This is a genomic window from Pseudomonas asgharzadehiana, from assembly GCF_019139815.1.
In the GTDB taxonomy this organism is placed as follows: Bacteria; Pseudomonadota; Gammaproteobacteria; order Pseudomonadales; family Pseudomonadaceae; genus Aquipseudomonas; species Aquipseudomonas asgharzadehiana.
On record NZ_CP077079.1, the window covers coordinates 263,311 to 279,054 of the forward strand.

The window sequence follows — 15,744 nt, forward strand, 5'->3', positions numbered from 1 at the left end:
CAAAAAGCGAGCAAGTCTACACCCCTCGACGGGGCAGGACAAAACTCAGCAGAAACAGGGCGGCGGCCGTGACCACAATCGATGGCCCGGCCGGCGTGTCCTTGAACCACGACAACGCCAGGCCCCCACATACCGCCAGCATTCCCAGCAGGCTGGCGCCGATTGCCATCTGCTCCGGTGAGCGGGCGTGACGCTGGGCGGCGGCGGCGGGAATGATCAACAGCGATGTGATCAACAATACGCCGACAATCTTCATCGCGACAGCGATCACCACGGCGATCAACAACATCAGGGCCATGCGCAGGGCCGATACCGGCAAACCTTCCACCTTGGCCAGCTCTTCATGCACGGTGATCGCCAGCAGTGGCCGCCACAAGGCGACCAGCAGCACCAGTACAGCGGCGCTGCCGCCGAGGATCCATGCAAGGTCGGTGGGGCTGATCGCCAGCAGGTCGCCGAACAGGTAGGCCATCAGGTCGATGCGCACTTCATGCATAAAGCTCAGCACCACCAGGCCCAGGGACAAGGTGCTCGGCGCCAGAATGCCCAGCAGTGTGTCCGAGGCCAGCGGCTGGCGTTGTTGCAGGGTCACCAGCAGCACCGCCAGCAGCAGGCAGCCCACGGTCACGGCGATGGTTGGGCTCACGTCCAGCAAAAAGCCCATGGCCACGCCGAGCAGCGCCGCATGGGATAACGTATCGCCAAAGTACGCCATGCGCCGCCAGACCACGAACGAGCCCAGCGGGCCCGCGACCAGTGCCAAAGCCAAGCCTGCCAGCAGGGCGTAGAGCAGAAAATCAGCCATGCTTGCAGCCATCTCCATGAACGTGGGTGTGAGGTGCGGTCGGATCGTCAACCACGGCGCCATGCAGGTCGTGAGCGTGGTCGTGATGGTGGTGATAAATCGCCAGGCTCTGGGCGTTCTTGCCGAACAGCTCGACGAATGCCGGGTCGCCGCTGACCTGTTCCGGGTGACCGGAACAGCACACATGGCGATTAAGGCACACCACCTGATCGGTGGTGCTCATGACCAGGTGCAAATCGTGGGAGACCATCAGCACGCCGCAGCCATGACGGTCGCGCAGGCGGGTGATCAGGCTGTACAGCTCGGCCTGGCCGGCGACATCGACGCCTTGCACGGGCTCATCGAGCACCAGCAGTTGCGGCTCGCGCAACAAGGCGCGGGCCAGCAGCACGCGCTGCATTTCACCGCCGGAGATGCTTTGCACCGGGCTGTCGATCACCTGCTCGGCGCCGACTTCCTTGAGCGCCGCCTGCGCACGGGCGCGGTCCACGCCCGGCACCAGCCGCAGGAAGCGCAGCACGGACAGCGGCAGGGTCGGGTCGACGTGCAGCTTTTGCGGCATATAACCGACGCGCAGCCTGGGCTTGCGCCACACGCTGCCGGTGTCGGGCTTGAGCAGGCCGAGCACGGCACGCACCAGGGTGGTCTTGCCGGCGCCATTGGGGCCGATCAAGGTCACGATCTGCCCCGGCTCGACGCTGAGCGCGATGTTATCCAGCACGTTTTGCCCGGCGAACGTGACGCCAACCTGCTCCAGGCGGATTAACGCATTGCTCATCAAGCCCCCTGGCAACCCGAGCACAGGCCGACCACCTCGACGGTCTGCCCTTCGACCTTGAAGCCCACGTCGGCAGAGCTCTTGATAATGGCGTCGCTGATGCTTTTTTGTTCAAGTTCGATGGCCGCATGGCACTCGCGGCAGATCAGGAACTGGCCCTGGTGCGCATGTTCCGGGTGGTTGCAGCCAACAAAGGCGTTGAGCGAGGCGATGCGGTGCACCAGGCCGTTTTCGAGCAGGAAATCCAGCGCTCGGTACACGGTGGGTGGCGCGGCGCGGCGACCGTCCTGCTCGCTGAGGACACCTAGAATGTCGTAGGCGCCCAGCGGCTTGTGGCTCTGCCACACCAGTTCCAGCACGCGGCGACGCAAAGCGGTCAGGCGCAGACCTTTCTGTGCGCACAGGGTGTCGGCTTCCGACAGCGCGGTATGCACGCAGTGAGAGTGGTCATGGGGACGGCTGGCAAGCGGTGTTTTAGGCATGAGCGGCGACAGATATTTGATAGAGACGTTATTATGTTACCCGTTCCTACGCCATTGAGTGGTCATCGTGTCCCGACTTTTTCCCGTTTTTGTCGTTTTTGTCACCAGTTTGTTCTTCGCAGGCCTGGCGCAGGCCGAGGTCAAGGTGCTCACCAGCATCAAGCCACTGCAACTGATTGCCGCCGCGGTGCAGGACGGTGTGTCGGTGCCGGAGGTGTTGTTGCCACCGGGTGCGTCGCCGCATAACTTCGCCTTGCGCCCATCCGACGTACGGCGCGTGCAGTCGGTGGAGCTGTTGTACTGGATCGGGCCGGACATGGAGACTTTCCTGCCTCGCGTACTGAAAGGTCGTACAGCACCGACGGTTGCGGTGCAGGACCTGCCGGGTATGAAACTGCGCCGTTTCGGCGAAGATAGCCATTCTCACGCTGACGAAGCCGACGAACATGACCATGATCACCGTCCAGGCAGCGTCGATGCCCATTTGTGGTTGTCCACGGTGAATGCGCGGGTGATCGCGGCGCGCATGGCGGCGGACCTCAGCGCGGCTGACCCGGCGAATGCCGAGCGCTATCAGAGCAATGCGAAGGCCTTTGCCGGGCGCCTGGATGCGTTGGATGCGCGGCTGAAGAAGCGTCTGGCTAGCGTTGATGGCAAACCCTACTTTGTATTCCACGAAGCCTTTGACTATTTCGAAGACGCTTACGGCTTGAAGCACGCCGGTGTCTTCAGTGTCGCCGCCGAAGTACAACCGGGCGCCCAGCATGTGGCGGCGATGCGTACGCGGTTGCAGGAAGTGGGCAAGACTTGTGTGTTCAGTGAGCCGCCGCTGCGCCCGCGTCTGGCCGAGACGCTGGTGGCGGGGTTGCCGGTGAAATTGGCGGAGCTGGATGCGCTGGGCGGTTATACGCCGGCCACTGCTCAGGGCTATGAGCAGGTTCTGGATAAGTTGGGGAGCGACCTGGCTGGGTGCCTGGAGGCGTTGTAAGACTCAGCGAAAATCAAAACTGTGGGAGGGGGCTTGCTCCCGATAACGGTGTGTCAGCCAGTGAATAAGTAGCTGCACCACCGCTATCGGGAGCAAGCCCCCTCCCACAGTTTTTGCTCTGGTGAGGCAGTTAGAGCGCGAACGGCAGCTGGAGCGTGACCTGCTGGCGTTGCGCCAAGCGGTGTTCGAACTCCGCCGGGTCGTGAATCAACACATCCTGCCCGGCAAACGCTTGGGCTGCGATCAGGCGGGACAGCCAGAAGCGCACGCACGCAACGCGCAGCATAGTCGGCCACAACTGCGCTTCTTTCGCCGTAAACGGCCGCAGCCCGGCATAAGCCCCCAGCAAGGCACGGGCGCGCTGACTGTCGATCAAGCCTTCGGCGTCCGAACACCAGTCATTCAAGGCGATGGCCACGTCGTATAGCATCGGGCCCGAGCAGGCGTTGTAGAAATCGATCAAGCCCGTCAGGTGCGTGCCTTCGAACATCGCGTTGTCACGAAACAGGTCGGCATGCACGTTGGCGCGTGGCAGGGCGAGGATCTGCATTTTGTGCGCCTCGATCTCTTCCAGCGCGCCTCGCAACAGGCGCTGCTGTGCATCGCTCAGGTGCGAAATAAGCTGCGCACCTTCGCTGAGCATCCAATCCAGCCCGCGGTCGGTCTTGCGTTCCAGTACCTTCTCGCCTTGAGTCGCCAGGTGCAGGTGGCCGAGCAGGTCGCCGACCTGGGCGCAATGTTGGGCGTTGGCGTCCTTGATGTGCTTGCCGGCCAGGCGTGGTTGCAGCAAGGCGGGTTTGCCCTTGAGTTCGCGCAAAGCGATGCCGTCGGTGGTACGAAGCGCGTAAGGCACTGGCAGGTCGGCGTCGTGAAGCACGTCAAGCAGTTCGATGAAGAACGGCATTTCTGCCACGGGGCCGCGCTCAACCAGGGTCAGGACGAATTCGCCCTGTTCCAGGCTGATAAAGAAATTGGTGTTTTCACTACCGGCGGCAATCCCCTGGAAGTCGAGCAGACGGCCGAGCCCGTAAGGGGCGAGAAAGGTTTCCAGCTCGGGCCGAGCCAGGGGGGTGAACACAGACATGGTTAAAACTGCCAGTACGGGCGCCGCACTGCACGGCGCCAATTGAAGTTAAGAAATCATTTCCATTCGAAAATCTTCCATGACGGGATCAGCATATCCGGCTGGTCAGAGCGGATGAAGTTTGCATCGGTGCCGTCCGCGCGTACCAGAAAGTACGGTGGAGCCCCCTTCGGAGTGACCTTGATGGCATACAAGAAGCCGTTTTGGCGGTATTCCTGGATGGTCTTGTCGCCTTCCGTGCGAATGGTAACTTCCGGATCGCCCGAAGGGGCATCATCTGCCGCCATGGCAGCCATCGGAGCGAGTGCAATCAAGCCAGTCAACAGCAGGCGATTGAATGTACGCATGATAACCTTGTCCCTTTGTTTTCATTGGTCCGGCTATTCTAGCGCCTGACCCGCCGAAAAGGTTGATCCTGCTCATGAGCCAAGCGCCCCTCGTCCTGGTGGACGGTTCTTCTTACCTGTACCGCGCCTTCCACGCGCTGCCACCGTTGACCACCTCCAAAGGCCTGCCGACCGGTGCGGTCAAGGGCGTGTTGAACATGCTCAAGAGCCTGCGCAAGCAGTACCCGGACAGCCCCTTCGCGGTGGTGTTCGACGCCAAGGGTGGGACTTTTCGCGACGATATGTACGCCGAGTACAAAGCCAATCGCCCAAGCATGCCCGATGACATGCGCCTGCAGATCGAGCCGCTGCACCAGAGCGTGATCGCGCTGGGCTTCCCACTGCTGTGCGTCGAAGGCGTCGAGGCCGATGACGTGATCGGCACCCTGGCCCGCAGCAGCGCGGCCGCCGACCGTCCGGTGGTGATTTCCACCGGTGACAAGGACATGGCGCAACTGGTCGATGGGCACATTACCTTGGTCAACACCATGACCGGTAGCGCCATGGACGTGGACGGCGTAAAGGAGAAATTTGGCGTCGCTCCGGAGCAGATCATCGACTATCTGGCGTTGATGGGCGATTCGTCCGACAACATTCCAGGCGTTCCGGGTATTGGGCCGAAGACGGCATCCGGCTTGCTGGTGGGGGTGAATGGCGGGCTCAAAGAGCTTTATGAGCAGCTCGACATCGTGCCGACCCTGCCGATTCGCGGCGCCAAGACGCTGCCTGCCAAGCTGGAGGAACACAGGGAGATGGCCTTCCTGTCGTACCAGTTGGCGACGATCAAGATCGACGTGCCGCTGGACGTGGGCCTGGATGATTTGCACCTGATCGAGCCTGATCGTGAAAAGCTGCTTGAGTTGTACACCCTGCTTGAGTTCAAGAGCTGGTACGACGAGATCCAGCGCGATACCAAGCGGGTTGAGCTCAAGACGGCAAACGAGGTCGCGCCTGTCGCCGACGTGTCGGTTGAGGCGGTGATATCCGTGCCGGTGGAGGCGATCTATACGACCATCCTCGATCAGGCCACCTTCGACCTTTGGCTGAAGAAACTCAACGACGCGAAGCTGTTCGCCTTCGACACCGAAACCACCGGAATCGATGCCCATCAGGCGCAATTGGTCGGGGTTTCCTTTGCCGTCCAGCCCCATGAAGCGGCCTACATTCCGCTGACCCATGCCTACATCGGCGTGCCGGACCAGTTGGATCGCGACACGGTGCTGCGGGCGTTGAAGCCATTGCTTGAAGACCCGACCAAACTCAAGATCGGCCAGCACGCCAAGTTCGACATGAACATCCTGGCCAACTGCGCCATCGATGGCGACCCCACCCAGGGCATCAATGTGCAAGGCATCGCGTTCGATACCATGCTCGAATCCTATGTGCTCAATGCCACCGCGACCCGTCACGACATGGACAGCCTGGCCAAGAAGTACCTGGACTACGACACGGTGAGTTTCCAGGACATCGCCGGCAAAGGCGCCAAGCAACTGACATTCGACCAGATTGCGCTTGAACAAGCGGGCCCGTATGCCGCCGAAGACGCCGATGTGACCTTGCGTTTGCATCAGGCACTGCATGCGCAACTGGCCGCTATCCCGAGCCTGGCCAGCGTGCTCACCGACATCGAGATGCCGTTGGTGCCCGTGCTGGCGCGCATCGAGCGTCAAGGCGCGCTGGTGGACGCGCAATTGTTGGGCATCCAAAGCATCGAGCTGGGGAACAAGATGGCCGAGTTGGAACGTCAGGCGTTCGAAATCGCCGGTGAAGCGTTCAACCTGGGTTCACCCAAGCAATTGGGGGCAATTCTCTACGAAAAGCTGGGGATGCCAGTGCTCAAGAAGACTGGCAAGGGGCAGGCTTCTACCGCGGAAGAAGTGTTGGCCAAGCTCGCTGAAGATGACTACCCGTTGCCCAAGGTGTTGATGCAGTACCGCAGCATGAGCAAGCTGAAGAGCACCTACACCGACCGTCTGCCTGAGCAGATCAACCCGCGTACCGGGCGTATCCATACGTCTTATCATCAAGCCGTGGCGGCGACCGGACGCCTGTCCTCCAGCGACCCGAACCTGCAGAACATCCCGGTGCGCACAGCAGAAGGGCGGCGCATACGCCAGGCGTTTGTCGCGCCCAAAGGCTACAAGCTGCTGGCGGCGGACTATTCGCAGATCGAGTTGCGCATCATGGCGCACCTGTCCAGGGACGAAGGCTTGATGAACGCCTTCCGCCACAACCTGGATGTGCACACAGCCACAGCTGCCGAGGTGTTCAAGGTTGAGTTGAACGAGGTCACGTCCGATCAGCGGCGCAGCGCCAAGGCGATCAACTTCGGCCTGATCTACGGCATGGGCGCGCAAAAGCTGGGCAAGGACATTGGTGTCGATACCAAGACCGCCAAGGCGTATATCGATGTCTACTTCGCTCGCTACCCCGGGGTTCGCGAGTACATGGAGCGTACCCGTGCCCAGGCGTCCGACCAGGGTTATGTGGAGACGTTCTTCGGTCGTCGGTTGTACCTGCCGGACATCCACTCCAACAAGCCTCAAGAGCGCGCGGCAGCGGAACGTATCGCGATCAACGCGCCCATGCAGGGCACAGCGGCCGACATCATCAAGAAAGCCATGGTGCTGGTGGACAACTGGCTGACCGATTCGGGCCTGGATGCCAAGGTAATCCTGCAGGTGCACGATGAACTGGTGCTTGAGGTGCGTGAGGATCTGGTTGTAGAGGTCAGTGAGAAGATTCGCGAGCACATGAGCGCTGCGGCGCAGTTGGACGTGCCGCTGCTGGTGGAAGTGGGCGTGGGTGATAACTGGGACGAAGCGCACTGATTCCGGTGGTTTGCCACCACCTGGCGTGGTGGCAAAGCGCTTTATGTCGGAAAGCGCCGACAGTTATTACCAATAGTTTTTCCAGCTCGCCGGAACTTAACCTGTGAACTGCCACTCAGAGTTACTGAATGGGTGGTGAAGCCCTTCAATGCTCCTATGTTGTGTTAAGTGTTGGCAGATATCTGGACCCCGCCCTAGCGGTCCGGAACTTGAACCCCGAACTTCCCCTCCCCATACGAAGTCCGGGGTTTTTTTTGCCTGTAGAAAAGTTATTGCGCGATTTCCGCGCCCTTGTCCGCCAATTCCATCCAGCCGGCCAGCACGGTGTAAGCGTCTTCCAGGCCCATGCGCTTGGGGGCCGAGAACAACTGGATGGTAATCGCGTCACCCCAACCTTTACGGATGTCGGACTGCACCTTGAGCAAGGTGTTCTTGGCCGCGCCGTAGGTCAGTTTGTCGGCCTTGGTCAGCAGGATATGCATCGGCATGCCGCTGGCGACCGCCCAATCGAGCATCAGCAGGTCGAAGTCGGTCATTGGATGACGGATGTCCATCATCAGAATCAAACCCTTCAAACTCTCCCGGCCGCCCAGATAAGCCTCAAGGTGACGCTGCCAGTGCAGCTTCAGCGGGATAGGGACTTTTGCATATCCATAGCCCGGCAGGTCGACCAGACGCCGATCATCGTCTAGCTTGAAGAAATTGAGCAGTTGCGTGCGGCCCGGAGTTTTCGAGGTGCGCGCCAGGCTGGCGTGGGTCAACGTGTTCAGCGCGCTGGACTTGCCGGCGTTGGAACGACCGGCAAAGGCGACTTCAAAGCCTTCGTCGTCGGGGCATTGGTCAACTTTGGCGGCGCTGAGCATGAAGGTGGACTGTTGGCACAGGCCGAGAATGGGATTCTTGAGTTGCATGAGATTTCCGATGTGGGCGGTGCCGAGAAAGGGTGCGGCAAGCGGTGTCGTTTCCGTTTCAGTAGCGCCAGTATATAATGCCGCAGATTTTGTGTGTGCTTTGTCCCAGCGAAGGATGAGGTTCACGGGAGCGATAGACCTTTATTGCGCATTAGAACGCAAAACGCTCTCAAACCCTGCAAAGGTCGATGTATGACCTGATGGTTGCTCGCTTTTGGTCTCCTGAACCCATTTTTGGCGCTCAGGCTACACAGGAACCGGAAGCTGTGTACAACCGAGTTTGCTTAGGTCGCGCTGCTACTGCGCGTGACCCGGGGTTTCAAGGCAATGCCGCCGCGTGGTTTGTGCATGGACTGCAGTACTGAGGATTACCAGGCCATCATTGAGTTGATGGTGAGTAAACCCGGTAGATAACTCTTAAACCCTTAGCCGTAGTTGGATTAGCTGATGAACAAACTGATCGTGAGTCTGCTGTTGACCTTGGGCATCACCGGTGTTGCCCATGCTGCAGGCGACGCTACAGCGGGCCAGGCGAAAGCCGCCGTGTGTGGTGCTTGCCACGGACCGGATGGCAACAGCCCGGCGCCGAACTTTCCCAAACTGGCCGGCCAGGGCGAGCGTTACCTGACCAAGCAGATGCAGGATATCAAGAGCGGCAAGCGCACGGTGCTGGAAATGACCGGCCTGCTGACCAACCTCAACGATCAGGACCTGGCGGATATCGCGGCGTATTTTGCCAGCCAGAAGGGCAGCGTGGGCGCAGCTGATCCTAAAGTTGTTGCCCGTGGAGAGAAGCTGTTTCGTGGCGGTGATCTGGAAAAAGGTCTGCCTGCCTGCACCGGCTGCCACTCGCCCAATGGCACAGGCAATGCGGCCGCAGGCTTCCCTCACCTGGGTGGCCAGCACGCTCAGTACATCGCCAAGCAATTGACCGACTTCCGCAAGGAAGAGGCCGGCCGCGCTAACGATGGGGATGCGATGACCATGCGCACCATCGCCCGCAAGCTGAGCGACGAGGACATCGCAGCCGTCTCCAGTTACATTCAGGGCCTGCACTGAGGGCTCGCTACGTTAACGCTCGATTAATCCCGCGATGCAAGCATAAAAAGGGTGGCTAAGGCCGCCCTTTTTTGTGGCCGCTGCCGTTACACTAACGAACTCATGTCCGCGTAGACCTGTCACAACTAAAGGTCGCGTGAGGCGACTTTATTTGTCCAGGAGTAAAGCATGCGTAATCTGATCCTCAGCGCCGCTCTCGTCACTGCCAGCCTCTTCGGCATGACCGCGCAAGCTGCCGATGTGCCGCTTGAAGCCGGTAAAACCTACGTTGAATTGGCTAACCCAGTGCCTGTGTCGGTGCCGGGCAAGATCGAAGTGGTGGAGCTGTTCTGGTACGGCTGCCCGCATTGCTACGCGTTTGAGCCAACCATCAACCCATGGGTCGAGAAGCTGCCCAAGGACGTGAACTTCAAGCGCATCCCCGCCATGTTCGGCGGCCCATGGGATGCCCACGGCCAGTTGTTCCTGACCCTGGAAGCCATGGGTGTGGAACACAAGGTTCACAACGCGGTATTCGAAGCCATCCAGAAACAGGGCAAGCGCCTGACCAAGCCTGACGACATGGCGGACTTTGTTGCCACCCAAGGCGTCGACAAAGACAAGTTCCTGGCCACCTTCAACTCCTTCGCCATCCAGGGTCAGATCAAGCAGGCCAAGGAACTGGCGCAGAAATACGGCGTGCAAGGCGTACCCACCCTGATCGTCAACGGCAAATACCGTTTTGACCTGGGCAGCACCGGTGGTCCTGAAGCGACCCTCAACGTTGCCGACCAGTTGATTGCCAAAGAGCGCAAAGCCAAGTAAGGGGCCCGTCATGCGCCGCTGGGGTACCGAACGTGTCGTAGGCCTGCACGACCCGCAGGTTAATGAGCATCACCTGGAGTCCACAGGCTTGGCGGCAGACAGTCGCCTGCGCCTGCTCAGCTTCAATATCCAGGTAGGCAACAGTACCGAGAAGTACCGACACTACCTCACCCGTGGCTGGCAGCATTTGCTGCCCCATAACGGGCGGGCCGGCAACCTGCAGAAAATCGGCGACCTGTTGAGTGATTTCGACCTGGTCGCCCTGCAGGAAGCCGACGGCGGCAGCATACGGTCCGGTTATATCAATCAAGTGGAGCACCTGGCTCACCTCGGCGCCTTCCCTTATTGGTATCAGCAACTCAATCGCAACCTGGGGCGCTTGGCGCAGCACAGTAATGGGGTGCTCAGTCGCTTGAAGCCAACGGTCATCGAAGATCACCCACTGCCGGGCCCCAAGGGTCGCGGGGCGATCCTCGTACGTTTTGGCGAAGGGCCTGAAGCGTTGGTGGTGGTGATGATGCATCTGGCGCTTGGTGGGCGTACTCGCAACCTGCAATTGGCCTATGTGCGTGATCTGATCGGCAACTACAAGCATCAGGTGTTGATGGGCGACATGAACACCCACGCCACCGATCTGCTACAGAATTCCCCATTGCGTGACCTCGGGCTACTGGCCCCGCAGGTTGAAGCCACATTCCCCAGCTGGCGCCCGCAACGTTGTCTTGACCATATCCTGCTCAGTCCCACCCTCACCCTCGAAAGTGTGCAGGTGCTTGCGCAGCCCATCTCCGATCACCTGCCGGTCGCGGTAGAGATTCGTCTGCCGGGTTCGCTCACGGCCGACGCATTGCCCGCGTTGAGCCCAGGCACCAGCGGACCCTTTGCATGAGCGATGACGCCCAGCGCTGGAAAGAAAAATACCTGTTAAGTATCGAGCAACAAGAAAAGCTCGAGCGCCGCTGGGCCGCCCGCCTCGACCTGCTGCGCCGGGGGCTGGTGCGCAGTACTCTGGCGGCGGAAGGCACCGACCGGGCGGTGGACCAATGCATGAAGGAAATGCGCGACGTCGTGCGCACCGACGACATGGACGCCGCCCTCGCCGCCTTGCTGCCGCGCTTGGAAAAGGCCGTGTTGGACTCTGAACAGCGTCGCGAAACCCGGGTCGACCAGATCAGCACCGCGCTGACCTCTCTGGTCACGCAGCTGCAAAAGCTGCCGCTGCCCCGCGAGGTAGCGCGCCCGCTGAAAACCTTCGCCAAGCAACTGGATGGCCGCGTCGGCCAGGCCCGCGAAATTCCCCTGTTGCTCAGCGAGTTGAGCGGCTTGCAAGGGCAAGCATTGAATAACCTGGAGCCGGACGGCGAAACCACGCGCCCTGGGCCGCGGTTGTTGCAGCGTCTGTTTGGGGCCAAGGAGGTCGTCAACGAGGCGGCGGCCAGTGAGCCGGTGCCCGGCCCGACGCCGCAACCCGTAGCGGCCAAGCCCGCCGCTGAGCCGGAGCAGCCTCAGCAGGCTGAGCAGTCCGAGGAACTCACACAAGCCCTGCGGGCCTTTGCGCCACAGGCCGAGAAACCGGCGGCTCCCCAGCCTGAACCCATAGCATCCGGCAAGATCGACGAGGTTATTGGCGAAACCTTTGTGTACGAAGCGCCAGCTCAAGAAGACGCAGTCGTGGCCTCGGTGAAAAAAGCCGCAGAGCCTGTTGAACCCAAGGTGCCTGCGCCGAAAGCTGAAGAACCTGCTCCCGAAAGCGCCCTTGCCGCCTTCGTCGAAGCGCCCGTGGTTGAGACCGCGGCGCCGGACGAGACGCTCATCGGCAGTCTTTCTCTCCCGCCTGTGCTGGAGACCGAAGAGCCCGACCCCGACGAATTGCAATCGGACGGTTTCTATTCCCTGCCGGACTCACCCGAGCCTTCCTACAGCTCGGTGGCAAAACATATCGAAGAAACCCTGCTGGGGCTGCTGGAAGAAATGGCCTTGCCCGAGCGTCATCGCCCCCAGGCCGAAGCCATGCGCGAGCGCCTGGCCCACGGTTTGAACTGGTACGAGCTGCTGCCAATCCTTGATGATCTGAAGGTGCTGATGCTGGCGATCACTGACAGCGGCCAGCACGAATTCGAGGCTTACCTCAAGCAGCTCAACGAACGTCTCGAAGCCTTCCAGGGTCACCTGCAGGTGGCCAGTGATGGCCATGCCGACAGCCGCACCGCTGCGCAGGCGTTGGACTCGCAGATCCGCGAACAGGTCGACGGTCTGCAAAGCAGCGTGCAGGACGCAGCGGACCTGGATAGCCTCAAGCATGTCCTGGAAAGCCATCTTGAGGGTTTGCTGGGCACCATGGATGAACACCAGCAACAGCGTGACCAGCGTGAACAGGAAGTGGCGGCACGCCTGAAAGGGCTGGCAGAACGGGTCGCCAGCATGGAACAGGAAGCCCAGGGCTATCGTGAGCACCTGGAAGTGCAACGCCAGAAGGCCCTGATCGATCCGCTCACTGGGCTGCCCAATCGCGCAGCCTGGAGCGAGCGCCTGGATTATGAGGTCAACGCCTGGCACCAGCGCGGCAACAGTCTGTCGCTAGCGATGCTCGACCTGGACCACTTCAAGCGCATCAACGATGGCTACGGCCACCTGGCCGGTGACAAGGTACTGAAGATCATCGCTAACGTGCTGCGCAAGCGTCTGCGCCCAGGCGACTTTATCGCGCGTTTTGGCGGCGAAGAGTTTGTGCTGCTGATGCCCGACTCGCCTCTGACGGATGCTCTGACGGTCGGCGAGGTGCTGCGCAATGCGATTGAGGCCTGCCCGTTCCACTTCAAAGGTGAGCCGGTGACGATCACAGTCTCCATGGGTGTGGCCCAGTTCCAGCCGGGTGAGCGCAGTGAGCTGGCGCTCAAGCGGGCCGACGAGGCGTTGTATCGGGCCAAGGCCGCGGGGCGTAACCAGGTGCAGGCGGCGTAAAAGATGTTCCATTTTGTAATTTGACCGTCTGGCCGCAAACCGTACGTTACACTGTTGCATTATCGTCTTCAGCGTACCGTCCTCCGCCATGAAATCCTTTTATTTCGCTTGTGTGTTTCTCTTACTGTCCGGCTGCGCCAGTGGTCCGCGCCTGGACACCAGCCACCCTTCGGCGAACCACGACAACCGCGTGCAGTTCGTGGTTGTCCACTACACCTCAACCGACCTTGAGCGTTCACTGGCGCTGCTGACCCACGGCCAGGTCAGCGCGCATTACCTGATCGGCGACGACGCCTCTGCCACCATCTACAAGCTGGTGGATGAAAGCCAGCGCGCCTGGCATGCAGGGGAAAGCGAGTGGATGGGACGCACCTGGCTCAATTCCAGCTCAATCGGCATCGAGATCGTAAACCCTGGCTACCGCGATACGCCGACCGGGCGGCTCTGGTACCCCTACTCCGAGGCGCAGGTGAAGTCGCTGGTGGTCTTGCTCAAGGACATCAGCAAGCGCAACGGTATCGACCCCAAGAACATCATTGGTCACAGCGATATCGCCCCGCTGCGCAAGCTGGACCCGGGGCCGCTGTTTCCCTGGAAGCGCCTGGCTGATGAAGGGTTGGGGGTGTGGCCGGATGCACAGGCTGTGGCGCGGTTCCAGGTGCAGTACACCACCGAGCTGCCGAGCATCAGCTGGTTTCAGGAAGAGTTGGCTCTTCTGGGTTACTCGACGCCCCAGACCGGCGAATTGGATGTCGCCACGCGCCACGTGATCGCGGCGTTCCAGATGCGTTTCCGGCCGTCGCTGTTTGACGGCACACCGGATGCCGAAAGTGCGGCCATCCTGCGCGCGCTAAACCGGCGTTAAAGCGGTAGCGCCATATAGAACTGAGTGCCCTGCCCTGGCCGCGAATATACCCCCATGCGGCCACCGTGCAGTTGCACGATCTCCTTGCACAGCGCCAAGCCCAGGCCGGCGCCGCCTTTCTTGCGACCCACCTGCACGAAAGGTTCGAAGATACGCCCTTGCTGCCCGTAGGCGATGCCTTCGCCGTTGTCCTCGACACTGATAATCACCCGCTCGCCGTGGCGTCGCGCCTGCAGGCGAATCTGCCCGCCGTCTGCGGTATGGCGCAGGGCATTACCCAACAGGTTGTCGAGGACCCGCTCCAACTGTGCCTGGTCGGCATACAGCCTGGGCAGGTCGGATTGAGCTTCCACCAACAGTTCTATGTGCTGTGCATTCGACGTTTCCACGAACCGCGCGCGGGCGTGTTCCAGTAGATCAATGACGTCGCAGGGCCCGAGGGTGAGTTTCTGCAGGCCGTTCTGGTAGCGCGAGAAGTTGAGCAGGTCATTGATCAACTGCATCAGGCGCTGCATCTCTTCGTTGACCGTATCCAGCAGGTCCGCTTCACGTGATTCGGCCGGGAACTTCGCACGCTCGCGAAACAGCCCGAACGCCATATGCATGCCGGTCACGGGGGTGCGCAACTCATGGGACGCGCGCAATACAAACTCACTGCGTACCCGTTCGAAAGCCCGTTGTTCGGTCACGTCGTGCAGCACCATCACGGCGCCGAGAATGTGCCCTTGGGTATGGCTGACGGGCGTGAGGCTGTAGGTCAGCAGGCGCAGTTCGCCTTCGACTTCTACTTCCAGATCCTCCGGTGCCCGCTCCAGGTTGCCGCCGCGCAGCACCAGTTGCAGTTGTTCATCCAGCTCCGGACGCACCAGCGCCTCGCCCAGGCCCTGGCCGAGGCGTTCTTCGTCCCAGCCCAACTGGCGCTGCGCGACGGGGTTGAGATGCTCCAGGCGGCCTTGGCGGTCAATCATCAGCAGACCATCGTCGATGCTGTCGAGTACCGCTTGCAGGCGTTGCTGGCCGGCCAGAAGCTCGTCGATATTGGTCGCCTGATGCTGACGCAGCGCTTCGGCCATGATGCCGAAGCGGCGGGTCAGCTGGTTCATCTCCGCCGCCGCGGAGATCGGCAGCGTCACTTCAAAGTCGCCTTGGCCGATCTTGTCGGCCGCCTTGGCCAAGGCTTCGATCGGGCCGCCAAACCGCCTGGCAATACCATGGGCCGTGACGAACCCGATGATCAGCACCGCAAGCCCCACCAACCCCAGCAGGCCGGCGATCAGCAACGCGCGCGCGCGGGACTTATGTTCGCTGGCGCTGATGTTTTCCAAGGCTTGCTTGTGTTCGGCAATCAGCCCATTGCGCAACACGTTGAAGGTTTCGGTGAGGTTTTCCTTGCTGCCCGGTGGTGGCGACGCTTGCTGGGATTGGTCGAACGCCTCGAGCAGGTTCTGGTATTGGCTGCGTGCCTGGGCGAAGCCGGTGCCACTGCCATCGCGTTGTTCATGGGCGACGCCTTGGTCGAGCAAGTCCAGGTAATGCAGCTTGGAGGTTTGCAGCGCCTTGGCGTCAGGGCGTCGCTGCAACATCATGATCCACTGGTCGCCCAGGCTCTGACGCAGTTTGAGCCCCAGGTCCAAGGTGACAAAGTTGCTGCGGATCAGCGATTCCTGGGTCTTGGCCATTTGCATGACACTGACCAGGCCCAGGATCAACCCCAGCAGGGCGACGGTAATCAGCGCTGAGATACTCAGGAACAACCGAGTGCGCAGTTTCATCGCTAACTTCATAGGGTA

Annotated in this window: 14 protein-coding genes and 1 pseudogene; 8 read left to right on the plus strand and 7 right to left on the minus strand. The window is 60.9% G+C overall.

Translation table 11 applies throughout. The annotated features are described in order from the left end of the window. Positions 1 to 16 precede the first annotated feature (16 nt). The 3 genes from znuB to zur are packed head-to-tail and all read right to left on the minus strand — an operon-like array spanning position 17 to position 2,065. Entirely contained in the window at positions 17 to 805 is a 789-nt protein-coding gene (znuB, locus tag KSS96_RS01235; protein WP_017528742.1) for a zinc ABC transporter permease subunit ZnuB, read from the minus strand. Further along, entirely contained in the window at positions 798 to 1,583 is a 786-nt protein-coding gene (gene znuC, locus KSS96_RS01240) for a zinc ABC transporter ATP-binding protein ZnuC (protein ID WP_068937951.1), read from the minus strand. Before znuC ends, znuB begins: the two co-directional genes overlap by 8 nt. After that, positions 1,583 to 2,065, minus strand: coding sequence for a zinc uptake transcriptional repressor Zur (zur, locus tag KSS96_RS01245; protein ID WP_017528744.1), 483 nt, complete (start codon positions 2,063 to 2,065; stop codon positions 1,583 to 1,585). Before zur ends, znuC begins: the two co-directional genes overlap by 1 nt. 58 nt (positions 2,066 to 2,123) lie before the next feature. On the opposite strand from zur, the gene KSS96_RS01250 reads away from it, so the two are divergent. Further along, positions 2,124 to 3,053, plus strand: coding sequence for a zinc ABC transporter substrate-binding protein (locus tag KSS96_RS01250; RefSeq protein ID WP_017528745.1), 930 nt, complete (start codon positions 2,124 to 2,126; stop codon positions 3,051 to 3,053). A gap of 130 nt (positions 3,054 to 3,183) precedes the next feature. Here KSS96_RS01250 and KSS96_RS01255 read toward each other — a convergent pair whose 3' ends face one another. Together KSS96_RS01255 and KSS96_RS01260 are read right to left on the minus strand one after the other, a co-directional pair. After that, on the minus strand, positions 3,184 to 4,137 hold the full coding sequence (locus KSS96_RS01255; protein WP_068937950.1) for a homoserine kinase: 954 nt from the start codon (positions 4,135 to 4,137) through the stop codon (positions 3,184 to 3,186). A gap of 56 nt (positions 4,138 to 4,193) precedes the next feature. Continuing rightward, positions 4,194 to 4,484, minus strand: coding sequence for a DUF2782 domain-containing protein (locus tag KSS96_RS01260; RefSeq protein WP_017528747.1), 291 nt, complete (start codon positions 4,482 to 4,484; stop codon positions 4,194 to 4,196). 74 nt (positions 4,485 to 4,558) lie between these two features. On the opposite strand from KSS96_RS01260, the gene polA reads away from it, so the two are divergent. Beyond that, positions 4,559 to 7,354 (plus strand): DNA polymerase I, encoded by a 2,796-nt coding sequence (gene polA / locus KSS96_RS01265; RefSeq protein ID WP_217855584.1) that lies wholly within the window; start codon positions 4,559 to 4,561, stop codon positions 7,352 to 7,354. Positions 7,355 to 7,623: 269 nt separating this feature from the next. On the opposite strand, the gene yihA is transcribed toward polA, so the two are convergent. Next, positions 7,624 to 8,265, minus strand: coding sequence for a ribosome biogenesis GTP-binding protein YihA/YsxC (gene yihA, locus KSS96_RS01270; protein WP_017528749.1), 642 nt, complete (start codon positions 8,263 to 8,265; stop codon positions 7,624 to 7,626). 204 nt (positions 8,266 to 8,469) lie between these two features. Here yihA and KSS96_RS27885 point away from each other — a divergent pair. The 6 genes and pseudogenes from KSS96_RS27885 to KSS96_RS01295 all read left to right on the plus strand — a co-directional run bounded on the left by KSS96_RS27885 (position 8,470) and on the right by KSS96_RS01295 (position 13,954). Continuing rightward, positions 8,470 to 8,679 (plus strand): annotated as a pseudogene (locus KSS96_RS27885) (cytochrome). Between the two features lie 33 nt (positions 8,680 to 8,712). After that, a complete protein-coding gene (locus KSS96_RS01275) occupies positions 8,713 to 9,324 on the plus strand; it encodes a c-type cytochrome (protein ID WP_017528750.1) in 612 nt (203 codons plus the stop codon). Between the two features lie 168 nt (positions 9,325 to 9,492). Next, on the plus strand, positions 9,493 to 10,128 hold the full coding sequence (gene dsbA, locus KSS96_RS01280; protein WP_065879183.1) for a thiol:disulfide interchange protein DsbA: 636 nt from the start codon (positions 9,493 to 9,495) through the stop codon (positions 10,126 to 10,128). A gap of 10 nt (positions 10,129 to 10,138) precedes the next feature. Continuing rightward, positions 10,139 to 11,017: an endonuclease/exonuclease/phosphatase family protein gene (locus KSS96_RS01285; RefSeq protein WP_017528752.1), complete on the plus strand. Its 879-nt coding sequence runs from the start codon at positions 10,139 to 10,141 to the stop codon at positions 11,015 to 11,017. After that, positions 11,014 to 13,089, plus strand: coding sequence for a diguanylate cyclase (locus KSS96_RS01290; protein ID WP_217855585.1), 2,076 nt, complete (start codon positions 11,014 to 11,016; stop codon positions 13,087 to 13,089). The genes KSS96_RS01285 and KSS96_RS01290 overlap by 4 nt, the downstream gene beginning before the upstream one ends. An 88-nt stretch (positions 13,090 to 13,177) precedes the next feature. Next, entirely contained in the window at positions 13,178 to 13,954 is a 777-nt protein-coding gene (locus tag KSS96_RS01295) for an N-acetylmuramoyl-L-alanine amidase (RefSeq protein WP_217855586.1), read from the plus strand. On the opposite strand, the gene KSS96_RS01300 is transcribed toward KSS96_RS01295, so the two are convergent. After that, on the minus strand, positions 13,951 to 15,738 hold the full coding sequence (locus KSS96_RS01300; protein WP_017528755.1) for an ATP-binding protein: 1,788 nt from the start codon (positions 15,736 to 15,738) through the stop codon (positions 13,951 to 13,953). The two genes, KSS96_RS01295 and KSS96_RS01300, sit on opposite strands and share 4 nt — an antisense overlap. Positions 15,739 to 15,744 lie beyond the last annotated feature (6 nt).

Excerpts from the sequence above, each read along its gene's own strand:
- znuB (WP_017528742.1), bottom strand. The coding sequence starts at position 805 with ATGGCTGATTTTCTGCTCTACGCCCTGCTGGCAGGCTTGGCTTTGGCA.
- znuC (WP_068937951.1), bottom strand. The coding sequence starts at position 1,583 with ATGAGCAATGCGTTAATCCGCCTGGAGCAGGTTGGCGTCACGTTCGCC.
- zur (WP_017528744.1), bottom strand. The coding sequence starts at position 2,065 with ATGCCTAAAACACCGCTTGCCAGCCGTCCCCATGACCACTCTCACTGC.
- KSS96_RS01255 (WP_068937950.1), bottom strand. The coding sequence starts at position 4,137 with ATGTCTGTGTTCACCCCCCTGGCTCGGCCCGAGCTGGAAACCTTTCTC.
- KSS96_RS01260 (WP_017528747.1), bottom strand. The coding sequence starts at position 4,484 with ATGCGTACATTCAATCGCCTGCTGTTGACTGGCTTGATTGCACTCGCT.
- polA (WP_217855584.1), top strand. The coding sequence starts at position 4,559 with ATGAGCCAAGCGCCCCTCGTCCTGGTGGACGGTTCTTCTTACCTGTAC.
- yihA (WP_017528749.1), bottom strand. The coding sequence starts at position 8,265 with ATGCAACTCAAGAATCCCATTCTCGGCCTGTGCCAACAGTCCACCTTC.
- KSS96_RS01275 (WP_017528750.1), top strand. The coding sequence starts at position 8,713 with ATGAACAAACTGATCGTGAGTCTGCTGTTGACCTTGGGCATCACCGGT.
- dsbA (WP_065879183.1), top strand. The coding sequence starts at position 9,493 with ATGCGTAATCTGATCCTCAGCGCCGCTCTCGTCACTGCCAGCCTCTTC.
- KSS96_RS01285 (WP_017528752.1), top strand. The coding sequence starts at position 10,139 with ATGCGCCGCTGGGGTACCGAACGTGTCGTAGGCCTGCACGACCCGCAG.
- KSS96_RS01290 (WP_217855585.1), top strand. The coding sequence starts at position 11,014 with ATGAGCGATGACGCCCAGCGCTGGAAAGAAAAATACCTGTTAAGTATC.
- KSS96_RS01295 (WP_217855586.1), top strand. The coding sequence starts at position 13,178 with ATGAAATCCTTTTATTTCGCTTGTGTGTTTCTCTTACTGTCCGGCTGC.
- KSS96_RS01300 (WP_017528755.1), bottom strand. The coding sequence starts at position 15,738 with ATGAAGTTAGCGATGAAACTGCGCACTCGGTTGTTCCTGAGTATCTCA.